Origin of the sequence: Leptobacterium meishanense, assembly GCF_037645805.1 — a bacterium.
In the GTDB taxonomy this organism is placed as follows: domain Bacteria; phylum Bacteroidota; class Bacteroidia; order Flavobacteriales; family Flavobacteriaceae; genus Leptobacterium_A; species Leptobacterium_A meishanense.
The window spans coordinates 337671-353861 of record NZ_JBBEXE010000001.1 but is presented as its reverse complement, the minus strand read 5'-3'; the positions used below and the strand labels follow the sequence as shown (position 1 = coordinate 353861).

The window sequence follows — 16191 nt, the reverse complement described above, 5'->3', positions numbered from 1 at the left end:
GATAGCCTGGATATAAAACACATGTAAAAAGCTGCCAATTGCACATATACACACCACATTTACAAGAATAAAAGCATGTAAAATACTGTTTTTCAGAAGGTATTGCTATTTACAACAAATTATGCCATACACATCATAAATAAATAAATACAGCGAATCTATCCATAAAATTGCTTTAAAATTTAATTACAGATACATTATGAGAAAACTATTTTTATTTCTGTCCACAGGGATTTTATTAGCATGTAATACCAAAGCATCCCCTCCTAAATATGCTTCAGAAGAGACAAAAGAAGTTATTTTGAAAATGATTGAAGCACATGGCGGTATGAAAAAGTGGAAAAGTATGCCTTCCTTTAGCTTTGAAAATATCATGTACAGCGAATCGCTTCCCGGAAGCCCTTTTTGGATCAATGAAGTATATGTAGACCAAAAAACAAGACGTGTATATCAATATTGGCCGTTATTTAATTCTTCGATGGCCTATGATGGAGAAAAAACTTGGTCGTTGGATTGGCGTATAGGGAACACTCCTAAATTTGATGCTTTGTTCTTCTATTACTTCCTGAACCTTCCCTGGATTACTCAAGATGATAATGTAAAACTAGGAGAAGTAAAGAAAATAAAACACAAAGCCTTTAAAAATGAAGTATATGTTATTGACATGGGTTTTACAGAGAAACCAATCATTGGAAAAACCCAAAAAGATACCTATAAACTTTACATAGACAGCACTACATACTTATTGATGGGGTATGAATATATGATTGGCTACGGAGCCATGCTCGATCTTTTCAATTTTCCACAAGAAAAAGAACTGTTTGGCCCTATGTTTAGGATCAATGATGCCTTTAGGGAAATTAACGGACTTACGTACCCTATCTTGATGCATACCGGAAATACAGAGCAAACAGAGAATTATGGGAACCATGCGATCATCAATATCAAAACTACAGAAAAGTTTGATGAATCGTTGTTAAAAATGCCGGAGCGTGCTGTCATTGATAACTCCAGTCACTTAAGAGGAAACCAAAAACAATAAAACTAAATAAAAATGAAAAATATACTAAAAATAACAATAGCCATAATTGTTTTAATTATCACACAAGCGTTTACCTATGACGAGGGGCCTCAGTATGACTCTGCAAAAACAAAAGGTGTCATTGATAAGATGCTAAAAGCACATGGAGGGTATGAAAAATGGCTTAATGCCCCATCATTCTCCTATGGATTGACAATGTATATGCCAGGTATTCCCCTAGGAAATGGCATAACTGAATATGATCGATGGCGGTTAGGAAAATTCCAGTTTGAACCCAAGACAAGCAAAGGTTCCGGATGGATTCAATTCCAGAATGCTACAATTGTCTTTGACGGTAAAGAATCATGGGGGACTAATTATAAGACCGATAAAATGAGAATGCCCCCTTTTATGCGCATGTTTTACCATTATGGTTTTATCAATCTGCCATTTTTGACACAAAGCAATGGCACAAAGCTGGGGAATTTATCTAAAGGAAAACTTCCTAATGATACCAAAGAATACATTACTGTGGAGATGACATTTGAGCCAAAAGGCAGGGCACATAAAGGAAAGTTTGTATTGTATATCGATCCGGATACTAATCTACTGAAAGCGACTAAACATAATGCTTCGGTTCCTGAGTTTCCCGGGGTAACGCTTCCGGATATGAATGAAGGAATGGAATTAATAAGAATTATGGATGGCTACATCAAAGTAGATGGATTTACTATCCCTGACAGGTATAGCACAATAACCCCTGATGGCAAATTAATGGGAATGCATATTGTGATAGAACCTTCTTTTGAGCATTTGTTTGATAGTTCAAAATTGAAAAAAACAAAATAATTAGTTCATTTAAAATCGAGTTTATTATGAAAATTAATGTAAAATCAATTCAAAAAATAACACTTTGTTTTTTGATGGTAACTTTTACACTGGGTATTGCTCAGAAAAATGCAGATGCTCAAGCAATTGTTAAAAAGATGATCAATGCCCATGGTGGCATGGAAAAATGGAAAAATGCACCATCCATTAGTTACAATCACGATATGGTAAATCCTTCACAACCGGATGATCACTGGTTTTCAAAAGAAATCCATGAGCAAGGAAGGAGACGTTCATATAGTGAGTGGACATATGATGCTGCTATAGTAGCTTTTGATGGAAAAGATATATGGACAGTAGATTGGAAACGTTTGAATCCGCCCGATATGATGGCAGGTGTTGCATATTTCTTTCTTAATATGGTTTGGATGACCCAAGATGCTGCTGCAAACTTAGAATTAAGAGAAAAAACGCAGGTTGACCTCATTGAAAAGGACAAAAAATTTCATACGGTACGATTAACTTTTAATGGGGCATCACCCTATGAGTATTTTGACATGTACATAGACCCTACATCCTATATTTTAAAGGGGGTTAAATATACAGTTACCCATAAAGGATTGATGGAGGTATTTAAACTTCCGGAAGACACTAAGTTTATGGGGCCTTTATTAAAAGTGTACAAAGAATATACAGATGTAGATGGCTTGAAGCTAACAACCCGATACGATACCTATACTCCTGATGGAATATCATTTGGGATCCATACAGTGAAAGATTATAATATTAAAAAACCCTTTGATGCTTCTAAATTGAAAAAGCCAGCTAACGGTTTGGTTTATGAGCCAATTGATTGATAATTGATTGGTATCTTTTGAACAAAGAAGCAACTGATTTCAGTTGCTTCTTTGTTATATTTAGGAAATAGATAAAAAATAAGACCTATATAAAATGAAACATACACAAGGTATAATACAAATTGGAATTTATCGAAAAAGAAATAAAATACTGAGACAAAACACCTAAATCAGCCATAAACAAAGACCAGATAACAGGTTAGGCATAATTGAAAAGAGAGCGTCTAATTAATATACTCTTTTAAAAAATCATTACACCTGATTTCATCATAAATTTTTATGTCTTTTTCTTACATTTGACGTCACTAAAATAATGCTATGCTAATTAAAATTTATGGAAGTGCTGTTTTTGGGGTAGAAGCCACTACCATTATCGTAGAAGTAAATGTAGATAAAGGAATAGGTTATCATTTGGTAGGGCTTCCGGATAATGCCATAAAAGAAAGCAACTATCGTATAGCTGCAGCGCTTCAAAATAATGGATATAAAATTCCTGGGAAGAAAATTACCATTAATATGGCACCTGCCGATTTAAGGAAAGAAGGTTCTGCATATGACCTAACATTGGCGATTGGTATTCTATCAGCCTCCAAGCAGATAAAAAGGGAGAACCTCGACCGCTATATGATTATGGGAGAACTTTCCTTAGACGGGAGTCTTCAGCCTATAAAAGGGGCTTTGCCTATCGCTATTAAAGCAAGGGAGGAAGGTTTTAAAGGGTTTATTTTACCGCAACAAAATGCCAAAGAAGCTGCTATTGTGAATGATTTAGAAGTATATGGAGTAGAAAATATTACCCAAGTTATTGATTTTTTTGAGGGTAAAATACAACTGGAACAGACTCGCATTGATACCCGAAAAGAGTTTTATAAAGAATTGGATTTCCCTGAGCATGACTTTGCTGATGTAAAGGGACAAGAAAGCATAAAACGCTGTATGGAAATAGCAGCTGCAGGAGGACATAATATCATTTTAATAGGCCCTCCCGGCTCCGGGAAAACAATGTTAGCAAAGCGATTGCCAAGCATTTTGCCCCCAATGACACTGCAGGAGGCATTAGAAACCACTAAAATACACAGTGTAGTAGGGAAGGTACAAAATACGGGATTAATGGCGCAACGCCCTTTTCGGAACCCGCACCATACGATTTCAGATGTGGCATTGGTAGGAGGAGGAGCTTATCCGCAACCCGGTGAAATATCCTTGTCCCACAATGGGGTATTGTTTTTAGATGAATTGCCAGAATTTAAAAGAAGTGTGTTGGAAGTGATGCGCCAACCCCTAGAAGACCGGGAAGTGACCATTTCAAGAGCTAAGTTTGCAGTTACATATCCATCGAGTTTTATGCTGGTAGCGAGTATGAACCCTAGCCCTAGCGGTTATTTTAATGATCCCGATGCACCTGTCTCCTCTTCACCTAATGAGATGCAACGTTATTTAAGCAAAATTTCCGGACCATTATTAGACCGGATCGATATTCATATAGAAGTAACGCCAGTTCCTTTCAACAAACTCTCTGATGATAGGAGGGGAGAACCGAGTGTTGAAATCAGGAAGCGTGTTACGGCAGCACGGCACATACAAACAGGGCGGTTTAAGGAAGTAGAAAATGTGCATTACAATGCACAAATGAATACGCGACATATCCGGAAATACTGTCAGCTTAATGAAGCTTCAAAACAACTTTTAAAAGAAGCCATGGAACGTTTACAGTTATCGGCCCGTGCTTATGATCGTATTTTAAAAGTAGCGAGAACTATTGCTGATTTGGACGCAAGCCCACAAGTTAATAGTGACCATATCAGCGAAGCTATACAATACAGGAGTTTGGATCGAGAAGGATGGTTAGGATAGAAGACTAAAAAGTCCCATACCTTCTTTCAATTGCTTTTGTCCGGTAGTCAAAAATCTCTTGTAATTTTGTTTTAATGACCAAGGTATTTAATAGCGTTCCAATAATCCCCAGCGGTGGTGCATAGGTAACAATATCACTCATTAAAACACCCCCTTCTATAGGTTTTATTCTGTGCTGGTGATGCCACATTTTATAAGGGCCAATACGTTGTTCGTCTACAAAATATTCTTTCTCCCTGACATGGGTAATTTCAGTAACCCAGTTAGTTTTAATACCGATAATAGGGCTCACTTTGTAGCTTATGATCATTCCTTCATACATTTTTTCAGAAAGGTTTTTAGATGTGATGTTAAAACCCATATAATCCGGGGTAATCTCTTTGAGGTTTTCAGGAGATGAGATAAATTCCCATAGTTCATCAATAGTTGTTTTGATTTTTTGTTCTCTTTTAAGTTGAAAAAATGCCATATCATTTTTTATTTTAATTAAATCTTAAGGCTTCCGATACCACCATCTACATGAATAATTTGTCCTGTAATCCAGGAAGCTTTATCTGATAGTAAAAAAGCAGCTATTTCAGCAATATTGTTTGGATCTCCTATTTTTTTTAGTGGATGTCTTTGTGCATTCGCATGTTTTTTTTCATTATTGCCTAGAAACTTAGCAGCCAAAGGAGTATCTGTTAATGATGGGGCAATGGCATTGATACGTATTTTTGGTGCTAGCTCTGTAGCTAAGGCTTTAGTCAACCCTTCTATAGCACCTTTTGAGGTAGCCACCTGGCTATGAAAATTAAAGCCCGTTTGTACGGCAACAGTTGAGAAAAGAACGATAGAGGAATTTTCTGAAGCCTTTAGTTTTGGTAATACTTTTTGGATAACTTTTATGGCGCCAATTACCTGTAATTCAAAATCATTTATAAAATCTTTTGGGTTTATCCGGGTAAAGGGCAGTAAATTAATGCTTCCAGGACAGTATACAAGCCCATCTAATTGTTCAGGGAGGAAATCGAACGATATGGACTCATCTTTAACATCTAAAGGGTAGTATGCCATTGCAGTGCTTTTTGTTTTTATAGCATTTTTATAGTAGGTTGCATGCACATAGTGATTGGAGGACACTAGATTATGAACTAAAGCTTTGCCTATTCCGGATGAGCCACCTATAATAAGGTAATTTTTCATTACTGTAGGATGTATGTTTGCAATATCAAAATTAATATATTGTTTAGTATTTACGACTAAATATTAAACAGAATAATTAATAGAATAATAAGTAAAATCTATACTAGTTATAATGTTTGGAAGGGGAGTAATTAAAAACCACCTTTTTTAGATTTGTTATTAGGGGTTCCTTTGTTAATAGATAACAGCTGAATATTTTATTATTCAGTTAGTTTAAATGTGTAGATTTGTCCATCAAAACTACAAAAATAGAGTTCATTATTCATGTCTGTTCCAAATGAAGAGATATTTAAATTGGTATCTTCGATAAGTTGGTTTTCAGAGGTATTGCTATTGGTAGCATCAAGTCCCCAGATACGACCGGAGACGAAATCCCCATAGATATAAAACCCTTGCATTTCTGGAATAGCAATCCCCCGGTATACATACCCGCCAGTAATGGACAGGTCACCATTATTATGTGAATATTCAAAAATAGGAGTTGTTAAATCAGTCTGGTTACATGTAAGTGACTCAAAACAACGAGTACCTTCCATTGTGTTCCACCCATAGTTATTTCCATTTTCGATAATATCGATCTCTTCTATTTCACCTTGCCCTACATCTCCTGCCCATAACAATCCGGTTTGTGGGTCAAAACTCATTCGCCATGGGTTTCGCAACCCATAAGCATAAATTTCACGTCTGAAATTAGTATCGATAAATGGGTTGTCAGAAGGAATTGCATAATTAAGACCATTGTCTGATTGATCTACATTAATACGCAAAATAGCCCCCAAAAGATTGTTCAGGTTTTGCGCATTGCCTTGCGGATCCCCTGCGGAGCCACCATCACCCATAGCAATGTATAGATAGCCGTCAGAACCAAATGCCAATTGCCCACCATTGTGATTAGCAAATGGTTGCCCTACCGTTAACAAGATCGTTTCGCTTGCTGAATCGGCAATATTTTGACTTATTGAAGAAACTTGAAAACGAGAGATTACTGAGGAGTTGAAAGTAGTGTAGCAGACATAAAAGAATCCATTATTTTGATAATCAGGGTGGAATGCCATACCGAGTAACCCCATTTCATTGCTTGAAAAATTAATACGATCCTGGATATCAAGAAAGGTAGTTGCTTGCTCAGTTCCCATATTGTTTTGAAAAACACGGATTACGCCTTTTTGTTCAGCAATGAAAATCCGATCTGTATTGTCATTGGGGCTTTGAAAGTCTACAGGACGGTCAAATGATAAGTTTGGAAATGCATTAACAACGTTAACCGCAGTGCTAATAAGGGGCATTGTGTCTGAAGCACTTGAATCATCATTATTACAACTTATAGATACAAGTAAACCTATTGTGCAAATTAAAAACTTGAAATATAATTTCATGATAGGAACATTTTGGGGTTATAACGATGTTGAAATCAAAAAATATTCACATAAGATATTGATTGTTAATAATTTCTAATCGTCTTTCCATTTCTTTAGAAATGTTTTTAGTGTTTTGAAAAAAGCATCGGGTTGTTCAATAAAAGGAAAATGACCACACCTTTCAATATATGCTATTTGTGAATTTGGTATTGTACGGTGTATGCGTAAAGCAGTTTCACCTCCTAAGAAACCTTGCCTGCCCTGTATGATAAGTGTTGGTTTTTGATATATTTTTAAAGCTGGTTTCAGGTCATAATTTATTTTGCTTAGATGCCCATACATAATCGGTGCTACCAAAGCACCTTGAGGCTCATATTTGAAATTCATCATTATTTTTCGCATGTCTGCCTTATTATATAATCGAGATGGCAAAAGTGATCTGTATGTTTCATATGCAGCACGTTCTGGATTTTTAGCTTTGATAATAGAGTCTTGCCAGAAGTTAATATTATCTAAATCTTCCTGATCATATCGTAGATTATCAGCTAGGTACTTTGTATAGTGGAGATCAATCCCTAATGACCCAATGACTATCAGCCCTGAAATATTACCAGGATATTTTGCAGTTACTGCCATAGCCAATCCACCCCCCCATGAATGGCCCAATACAATCCATTCATCAATACCAAGAGCAAGCCGAACATTGTTAATGTCTTCCACATAGTTATCTAGTGTAATGGTCTGTTCGTTTACTTCTTTTAATAACGATTTCCCTGTTCCCCGTTGGTCAATTAAAATTACCTGAAAGGAATCTTTTAATTCTTCTACAATAGGCATTAATGCACTACTAGAGACTCCAGGTCCACCGCTTAACAAAGCAATGGGATACCCATTTCCATATACTCGATAATGAATAGACACATCTTTTGAAGTAGTATAACCACTATCTTGGGCAAATACATTAAATGTTATACTTGAAATAAAAAGTACAATGCTAAATTGGAGCAAAAAGGGTAATTTTTTCATAGTAGGAATAATTATTAATTCGATAGATATTTTTCAGGAATTGGGTTTTCTGTGGTTTCTTGCGCCCAGTATATGTTCACAATCCACCACCGGGTACCATCATTTAATAGTTGAATGCTATTGATACCTCTCATAAAAGGCGCTTCATCAGTTTTACTGTGAAAGGTTTCATAGGTACTAAAAACTTGTGCAATATTCCCAAATATATCTATTGCTTTGAAAAGCTCTTTTTCATAGAAACCATTTTCTATAAGGTACTTTCCGGAAGTACTGATATAGTCATCTACTGTCATATACCTGACTTGGTAATTACCCTCTTTATTTTTTCCTGAAGGAATAAGCTTTGCATCCGGTTTAAAGAGATATCGAAACAACTCCCAATTACGCTCCTCTCCTTTTTCACCTGAAATAACTGCATAGAGTGTTTCTATGGTGCTATCTATTGTCTGTACTTTAGGTATAAATTTTTCATTGGGATTTTGTGCATGTATTGTTGTAATAAAGAATAGCAATAAAATAGGTAGTTGTTGGCATTTCATATCATCAAAGTTATTTTAAAGAACTAAAAATAGGGAAAAGTTTTGAGGAACAACAAAACATGCATCATTAAAGATAAAAATATTGTTTAAGGCTATTCATATGCCATAATTGTATATATAAATCATAATTATATAACTTATCTTGCAATTTCTAGATTATTAAATGATTTTGATAAATGCGGATACTTAAAAATATAGGCCCAGGCACACTAGTAGCAGCAGCTTTTATTGGTCCTGGTACAGTAACGGTATGTACGATAGCTGGCGTTCAATTTGGCTATTCATTGTTATGGGCCATGGTATTATCTGTAATAGCTACCATTGTTTTACAAGAGATGTCCGCTCGTATTGGTATTATCACTCAAAAAGGACTGGCTACGGTTATAAAAGAGGAATTAAAAGTACCTATATGGCAAAAACTGGCCATGTTTCTTATTCTCATAGCAATTGTTTTGGGCAATGCAGCATATGAAGCCGGAAATATAGGAGGAGCTTCGTTGGGCTTAGAGGCCATTTTTGGACAACCCGCATGGAGCTACTACCCATTATTAATAGGATTAGTGGCTTTTTTATTGCTTTATCTGGGAAATTATAAGCTCATTGAAAGGAGTTTAGTTTTGCTTGTCATAATTATGAGCATTTCTTTTTTAATTACAGCAATTATTACAAAACCTGATATAACAGCAATATTAAAAGGAATGGCGATCCCTTCTTTTCCTGAGGATAGCTTATTTACAATTATTGCTTTAATAGGGACTACAGTGGTGCCTTATAATTTGTTTTTACACACATCGCTTGTCAAAGAAAAATGGCACTTAGAAAAAGACTTGAAAGCTGCTCGTAAGGATACATACCTTTCAGTATCGTTAGGAGGAATTGTATCGATTGCCATTATTATTTCAGCAGCTTCAGTAAATTCAGGTAATGTAACCGGAATTACAGACCTTGTACAAGGGTTAAAACCCCTCTATGGGGATATGGCAATCTATTTTTTAGGTGTGGGTATGTTTGCTGCGGGAGTCACATCAGCAATAACTGCGCCTCTAGCCGCAGCTTATGTAGCTGCCAGTTGCTTTAATTGGAAGGTTGGGATGAAAGGTTTGCGATTTCGTTTAGTTTGGGCATTCATTCTTTTCCTTGGAATTTTCTTTTTATCTTTTGACATAAAACCAATTGTGATTATTCAGTTTGCACAAGTGGCCAATGGAATTTTGTTACCTGTAATAGCTGTTTTTTTAATATGGATAGTTAATAAAAGAGCAGTTATGAAAAATTATAGAAATACCCTATTACAAAATGGCATTTCTGTTTTTGTTGTTGGAGTAGCGTTGATTTTGAGCATACGTAGTATCTTAAAAGTTATCGGATACCTTTAATGAATTTAAAAAAAGTTGATATTAACTGTGATGTCGGGGAGGGAATTGACAATGAAGCATTGTTATTTCCCTATATCCATACATGTAATATTGCTTGTGGGGGACATGCAGGAGACGAAGGAACAATCCGAAAAATTGCTAGACTTGCCAAGCAATATCATTTGAATATTGGAGCGCACCCGTCATATCCTGATAAAGAATATTTTGGCAGAAAAGTGTTATTGATCAGCAATGACGAACTTACCGCAACTATCAGCTCTCAATTAGAATTGTTCGGCAGGGTAACTGAAGAAGAAAAAGCTTCTTTTTATCATGTGAAACCTCACGGAGCATTATACAATCAAGCAGCAATAGATGAAAAAGTAGCAAAATGTATTGTAGCTGCGGTTAAAGCATTAAAAAAGCAAGTAAAACTTATTGCCCCTTTCAATTCAGTGATCGCTAATTTGGCTATTAAAAATAGTATAGAAGTGATATATGAAGCTTTTGCCGACCGAAACTATAATAATGACCTAAGCTTAGTTTCGAGAACCCAACAAAATGCGATCATATACAACCCAAAAGAAATATTAGAACAGATACTCATAATGCTCAACGAGGCAAAAGTAAAAACTGTTTCAGGAGAGAAAGTATCCATAAAAGCAACTACATATTGTATTCATGGTGATAATCCAAAAGTAGTTGAAATACTCAAAACCCTATCTAAAGAACTTCCAAAACACGGATATACTATCTGAGATGAAATTTGAATTGACCTATAAAAAGTTTGGAAGACAAGCAATCTTAATTGAATGGCCAAATCGTATTGATAGAGAGATTTTGTATGACATTATCCAATACAAAAAACACCTTCAGAATATTTATAGAACAGTCGATTTAGAATTTGTATCAGCATACAATTCACTAACAATAATAACCAGAAAGAAACAATTTGACCAAGAGAAGCAGATAAAAGAATTTCAGGCTGCCTATGAAGAGCAGCCAAAAGGGACAAAACAAAAAATAACATTATGGAAGATCCCGGTTTGTTATGAAACAGGACATGGTATGGATATGGAACGGCTATGTGAGCGCAAACAACTTTCAAGGTCAGACATAATAAGACTTCATACAAAAAATAATTATACAGTATATGGAATAGGCTTTTTACCCGGATTTATGTACTTAGGTGGCTTAGTGGAAGCGTTACATACTCCGCGCCTCGAAACCCCCAGATTAAAAGTTCCAAAAGGAGCAGTCGCTATTGGAGGGAGTCAAACAGGTATCTATCCTCAAGAATCTCCCGGAGGTTGGAACATTATAGGACGCACACCTATACCATTGTTTAATACCTCTAAAAACCCTCCGTGTTTTGTGCAAGTGGGGGATAGTATAAAATTTTATAGTGTATCAAAACCGGAGTATGATTTATTAACGGTACAACTGGCAACAGGTGTATTCTCATTGCAAAAAGAAGAAATAAAGTGGTAAGAGTTATAAATCCAGGCTTTTATACAACCATTCAAGATCGTGGGCGATATGGATATCGTCATTTTGGTGTGCCGGTATCTGGGGCTATGGATAAGATTTCATTTGATTTAGCAAATCAGCTGCTGAGTAATGATGTGAATGCTGCGGTTATGGAAATAACCATGAGCGGCCCTGAACTTCACTTTTTAACCCATACATATATTACTATCACCGGGGCATTGATGTCTCCAGTTCTTAATGGAACCAATATAATTAATAATGAAGTTTATAAAGTAAACCCGGGAGATGTATTGACTTTTGGAAAACTTATAAAGGGATATAGAACTTATTTAGGACTAAAAAATGGATTTATGACAGAGAATGTTTTAGAAAGTCGTTCCTATATTAAATGCATAACCCATTCTGATAGTATTAAAAAAGGACAAGAAATACATATTGCGACTATTGATTCATTTCAAAAACCTAGCGGAACCCTCAAAAAGAGGAGGCCACTTTTATCTGAAGAGTTAATACATGTATATAAAGGACCTGAATATTATCAACTATCAGATAAGCAATTAGAAGAACTCTTCTCAAAACCATTCCATATAGCTAACGAAAACAACCGTATGGGCTATCAGTTGAAAGAACCTATCATGCCTCACACAAAAACTATGATAACATCAGTCGTACTACCAGGAACAGTACAACTTACACCTTCCGGAAAATTAATTATTTTGATGAGGGATGGACAGACAACAGGAGGCTATCCACGTATCTTGCAATTATCAGAAGAAGCCATTTCTGTTTTGGCACAGAAAAAAGTAAATGATATGATATCCTTTAAACTAGAAAAATATTAAACTAATTTATAAACTTCCTCAAAAGGTACTCGATATCGTTCCGTATAAATCCCTTTTTCATCGCGAATGCCACATCCAATAACCATATTGATCTCGGCCCCCATTGGCAAACCAAGTATTTTTTTTACCCGCAGTGTATCACTTCCTTCCATAGGGCAGGTATCATACCCGATTGCTGCCATACTGATCATAAAATTTTGAGCGGCCAACCCGGCACTTTTATGTGCTACAATACGCATATCGCTAGTGCGTACTTGTCGGTATACAGGTTTAAAAACACCTATTAGGTTAAACACAATGTATTTTAACCACCCTAAAACCCCTAAAAAATCAAAATAAACAGTGGGTATAAGCTTGGTATAGTAGTTAATAGCGAACTTCTCCCTTTTGGTATAAGCACTTTCAGGTTTATTGCCCATTAATTTTCTTAAGTAACCTGCATTGAAACGAGCCCTTTTCTTCCATAGGTCTTTTCGACTGACAACTACTACCAACTGCTTTGCTGTTTTAGCTGCATTTTGCCCTAGGCAAGCTGTTGTCATTTTTTCTAAGGTTTCTGTATTGGTTATATGATAAAATTCCCAAAGTTGTAAGTTGCTGCTTGTAGGTGCCAGCACTGCATTCTGGATACATGCTTTTACTTTTTGAGTAGCTATTTCATCTGGTTTAAAAATCCTTACAGAACGTCTGTATTGTATAGCTTCAGAAACTGTTTTTTCCATTAAAATAAGTGTTTTATTTTTTTTGCGAGATTTATTTTTTTGGCATAAGGGGCATATCGGATAGGGATATCTATCCAGGTACCCCGTTTTACGACTGATTTTTTGTGTGAGAAAATATCAAAACTCAATTTTCCGTGATAGGCCCCAATACCACTATGCCCAACTCCTCCAAAAGGCATACGTTTGTTGACAATATGAACAATTGTGTCATTGATAGCACCACCTCCAAAGGCATATTTTTTAATTAATTTTTTAGCAAAGGAATTCTTTTTAGAGAATACATATAATGACAAAGGTTTGTCATAATGTGAAATAATGAGATCTATCGCTGTAATCTCTTCATATGGAATAACAGGAAGTATGGGTCCGAAAATCTCATCTTTCATAACTTCTGAATCCAAACTCGGATTATCTACGATAGTAGGAGCAATATATAGATCTTCTTTATCAACGATTCCGCCAACAGGAGTTTCTTCTCCTTTTAGCATAATAGCTAATCGATCAAAATTCTTTTCATTAACAATGCGAGGATAATCTGGAGAAACTTGAGGGTTTTCTCCATAAGCAGCCTGTATCTCATTCTGCATGGCTTCTATGAAAGGTTCTTTTATTTTAGAACGAATCAAAATGTAATCGGGAGCAATGCATGTTTGTCCGCCATTTAAAAATTTTCCCCATACGATACGTTTTGCAGTAAGTTTTATATTTACGGTCTCATCAATGATACACGGGTTTTTACCTCCAAGCTCAAGTGTTACAGGTGTTAGATGTTCTGCAGCAGCTTTATAGATAATTTTTCCTACGCCGACACTACCCGTAAAAAAGATATAACCCCATTTCTCTTTTAGTAAAGCCTGGGAGGTTTCTACCCCACCTTCTACAACTGTTACATGGTTTTGATCAAAAACAGTAGCAACAATTTCGGTAATTATTTTAGAAGTGTGTGGCGTCAATTCCGATGGTTTTAAGACAACGGTGTTTCCGGCAGCTACAGCACCAATTAATGGAGCAATAGCTAATTGAAAAGGGTAATTCCATGGAGCTATAATAAGAACCGTCCCACGAGGCTCACTATATATAACATCAGAAGAGGGAAAATTGGCTAAAGAAGGCCATATTGATTTCGGTTTTGCCCAACTTCGAGTTTTTTTTATTGCTGTAGAAAGTTCGGCCAACACAAATTGCGTTTCACTTAGCAACGATTCAAATACCGGTTTTTTAAAATCAGCATATAAAGCATTACAGATAGCCTGTTCTTTTGCAATTATCTCAGCTTTTAATTTTTTGAGTGTCGCTACTCTGTAACTTACATCATAGGATGTCCGTGTGTTGAAAAACTTATGTTGTTTATTAATTATATCGTTAATTGCTGAACCCATTAGGAATAGATTTATTTTTTCAATTTAATAATAATCATAAACATTACACTATTAAACTACTGAAAAACAAAAAATGTTCTGCTGAATTATACACAAGCATCCCAAACAGGGTCTGATGGTGGTGGTGCAACGACTATCATATTTTCTTTTTTTACAGGATGAATAAACTCTAATTTTCGAGCATGTAAATGAATACCACCATTTTTATTACTTCGGTCAAAACCGTATTTTAAATCACCTTTTATTGGTGAACCTATGGAGGCCAGTTGTGTGCGGATTTGATGGTGTCGTCCTGTATGTAAGTCAACTTCCAATAAAAAATAAGTATCCAGTTTTTTGACAATACGATAATTCATTATGGCTTTTTTACTATCAGGAACTTCTTTAGGGAAAGCTCTCGAAGTATTATTTTTTGGATTTTTTTTAAGCCAATGGGTAAGTGTTGCTGTTTCTTTCTCTGGTTTATTTTTTACCACTGCCCAATATGTTTTTTTAGTTTCACGTTCTTTAAATAATTTGTTTAATCGAGACAAAGCTTTTGAAGTTTTCGCGAAAACTACAACCCCTGAAGTAGGTCGATCCAATCGATGTGCAATTCCTAAATACACATTCCCCGGTTTCGCACATTTCTTCTTAATATATTCTTTAACGATTTCACTCAGAGGCATATCCCCGGTTTTATCACCTTGTACAATATCTCCAGTTCGCTTATTGATAATTATCAGGTGATTATCCTCATAAAGTATATGCAAATTTTCACTTGTGGAACGCATTTATATATTGGTTTTTATAGAAAGAAAAGAATTGTATAATGAGATTCAATACTGCTCATCCTCATTAGGAAAATCAACTTTTTTGACATCAGAAACGTATTGGGATATAGCAGTTGTCATGTCTTCATAGAGGTTCATATAGCGCCTTAAAAATCTAGGATTAAACTCGTGTGTCATTCCTAAAAGATCATGTAGCACCAAAACTTGCCCGTCAGCATGTTTTCCTGCACCAATACCAATAGTAGGGATAGAAATGCTTTCGGAAACATTTTTGGTCAATTGAGCGGGGATTTTTTCCAAAACAACACCAAAACAGCCTATTTTTTCAAGCATTTCAGCATCTTGCATAAGCTTTTCAGCTTCTTCTTCTTCTTTTGCCCGTACTGTATAAGTTCCAAATTTATAGATGGATTGAGGCGTTAATCCTAAATGTCCCATTACCGGGATTCCGGCATTTAAAATACGTTTAATGGACTCTTTCACTTCTTTTCCTCCTTCCACTTTTACAGCGTGTGCACCACTCTCTTTCATAATCCGTATAGCAGACCGCAATGCTTCTTTAGGATCTGATTGATAACTTCCAAAAGGTAAGTCAACCACGATCAATGCTCTAGAGACAGCTCTTACTACAGACGAAGCATGATATATCATTTGATCCAATGTAATAGGAAGGGTTGTTTCATGCCCTGCCATCACATTACTTGCTGAATCACCTACTAAAATAACATCTATTCCTGCACCATCTACTATTTTAGCCATTGTATAGTCATATGCAGTAAGCATGGAGATTTTTTCCTTGTGCCGCTTCATCTCAACAAGGGATTTTACGGTAACTCTTTTATACTCTTTTTTTGCAGTTGACATACTTAGTGATTTTTATTGGGTTATAAAAATAAAGAGAATTGTTAAACTTCTCTTTAAAAGTGCTTATAAATGCTATTTACTCGATATCTTTATCAAA

At 35.7% G+C, this 16191-nt stretch carries 17 protein-coding genes; 8 read left to right on the top strand and 9 right to left on the bottom strand.

Translation table 11 applies throughout. The features are described from left to right. The first annotated feature begins 199 nt into the window (after positions 1-199). From WBG21_RS01660 to WBG21_RS01645, 4 genes are all read left to right on the top strand, one after another. Positions 200-1042 (top strand): hypothetical protein, encoded by an 843-nt coding sequence (locus tag WBG21_RS01660; protein ID WP_340074132.1) that lies wholly within the window; start codon positions 200-202, stop codon positions 1040-1042. A 12-nt stretch (positions 1043-1054) separates the two neighbouring features. Then, positions 1055-1870, top strand: coding sequence for a hypothetical protein (locus tag WBG21_RS01655; protein ID WP_340074130.1), 816 nt, complete (start codon positions 1055-1057; stop codon positions 1868-1870). Positions 1871-1896: 26 nt separating this feature from the next. Further along, positions 1897-2706, top strand: a complete 810-nt coding sequence (locus WBG21_RS01650; RefSeq protein ID WP_340074129.1) for a hypothetical protein — start codon at positions 1897-1899, stop codon at positions 2704-2706. A 318-nt stretch (positions 2707-3024) separates the two neighbouring features. Further along, entirely contained in the window at positions 3025-4560 is a 1536-nt protein-coding gene (locus WBG21_RS01645) for a YifB family Mg chelatase-like AAA ATPase (RefSeq protein ID WP_340074127.1), read from the top strand. A gap of 4 nt (positions 4561-4564) precedes the next feature. Here the strand turns inward: WBG21_RS01645 and WBG21_RS01640 are convergent, their stop codons facing one another. The 5 genes from WBG21_RS01640 to WBG21_RS01620 all read right to left on the bottom strand — a co-directional run bounded on the left by WBG21_RS01640 (position 4565) and on the right by WBG21_RS01620 (position 8668). Then, positions 4565-5029, bottom strand: a complete 465-nt coding sequence (locus WBG21_RS01640; RefSeq protein ID WP_340074125.1) for an SRPBCC family protein — start codon at positions 5027-5029, stop codon at positions 4565-4567. A 17-nt stretch (positions 5030-5046) separates the two neighbouring features. Continuing rightward, positions 5047-5745: an SDR family NAD(P)-dependent oxidoreductase gene (locus WBG21_RS01635; protein WP_340074123.1), complete on the bottom strand. Its 699-nt coding sequence runs from the start codon at positions 5743-5745 to the stop codon at positions 5047-5049. 200 nt (positions 5746-5945) lie between these two features. Continuing rightward, a complete protein-coding gene (locus WBG21_RS01630; protein WP_340074121.1) occupies positions 5946-7121 on the bottom strand; it encodes a PQQ-dependent sugar dehydrogenase in 1176 nt (391 codons plus the stop codon). 75 nt (positions 7122-7196) lie between these two features. Continuing rightward, entirely contained in the window at positions 7197-8129 is a 933-nt protein-coding gene (locus WBG21_RS01625) for an alpha/beta fold hydrolase (RefSeq protein ID WP_340074119.1), read from the bottom strand. 14 nt (positions 8130-8143) lie between these two features. Next, on the bottom strand, positions 8144-8668 hold the full coding sequence (locus WBG21_RS01620; protein WP_340074117.1) for a hypothetical protein: 525 nt from the start codon (positions 8666-8668) through the stop codon (positions 8144-8146). Positions 8669-8844: 176 nt separating this feature from the next. On the opposite strand from WBG21_RS01620, the gene WBG21_RS01615 reads away from it, so the two are divergent. The 4 genes from WBG21_RS01615 to WBG21_RS01600 are packed head-to-tail and all read left to right on the top strand — an operon-like array spanning position 8845 to position 12356. Continuing rightward, entirely contained in the window at positions 8845-10044 is a 1200-nt protein-coding gene (locus WBG21_RS01615) for an Nramp family divalent metal transporter (protein ID WP_340074115.1), read from the top strand. Next, complete coding sequence (gene pxpA / locus WBG21_RS01610; RefSeq protein WP_340074114.1) at positions 10044-10781, top strand: 5-oxoprolinase subunit PxpA; 738 nt, start codon at positions 10044-10046, stop codon at positions 10779-10781. Before WBG21_RS01615 ends, pxpA begins: the two co-directional genes overlap by 1 nt. Position 10782: 1 nt before the next feature. Then, positions 10783-11514 (top strand): 5-oxoprolinase subunit PxpB, encoded by a 732-nt coding sequence (pxpB, locus tag WBG21_RS01605; RefSeq protein ID WP_340074112.1) that lies wholly within the window; start codon positions 10783-10785, stop codon positions 11512-11514. Then, positions 11508-12356 carry a 5-oxoprolinase subunit C family protein gene (locus tag WBG21_RS01600; protein WP_340074110.1) on the top strand — a complete coding sequence of 283 codons (849 nt, stop codon included), beginning with the start codon at positions 11508-11510 and terminating at the stop codon, positions 12354-12356. The genes pxpB and WBG21_RS01600 overlap by 7 nt, the downstream gene beginning before the upstream one ends. Here WBG21_RS01600 and WBG21_RS01595 read toward each other — a convergent pair. The 4 genes from WBG21_RS01595 to panB all read right to left on the bottom strand — a co-directional run bounded on the left by WBG21_RS01595 (position 12353) and on the right by panB (position 16094). After that, on the bottom strand, positions 12353-13078 hold the full coding sequence (locus WBG21_RS01595; RefSeq protein ID WP_340074108.1) for a nitroreductase family protein: 726 nt from the start codon (positions 13076-13078) through the stop codon (positions 12353-12355). The two genes, WBG21_RS01600 and WBG21_RS01595, sit on opposite strands and share 4 nt — an antisense overlap. Further along, a complete protein-coding gene (locus tag WBG21_RS01590) occupies positions 13078-14457 on the bottom strand; it encodes an aldehyde dehydrogenase (RefSeq protein ID WP_340074106.1) in 1380 nt (459 codons plus the stop codon). The genes WBG21_RS01595 and WBG21_RS01590 overlap by 1 nt, the downstream gene beginning before the upstream one ends. 86 nt (positions 14458-14543) lie before the next feature. Next, entirely contained in the window at positions 14544-15230 is a 687-nt protein-coding gene (locus WBG21_RS01585) for an RluA family pseudouridine synthase (protein ID WP_340074104.1), read from the bottom strand. Between the two features lie 45 nt (positions 15231-15275). Then, complete coding sequence (gene panB / locus WBG21_RS01580) at positions 15276-16094, bottom strand: 3-methyl-2-oxobutanoate hydroxymethyltransferase (protein WP_340074102.1); 819 nt, start codon at positions 16092-16094, stop codon at positions 15276-15278. Positions 16095-16191: the final 97 nt, after the last annotated feature.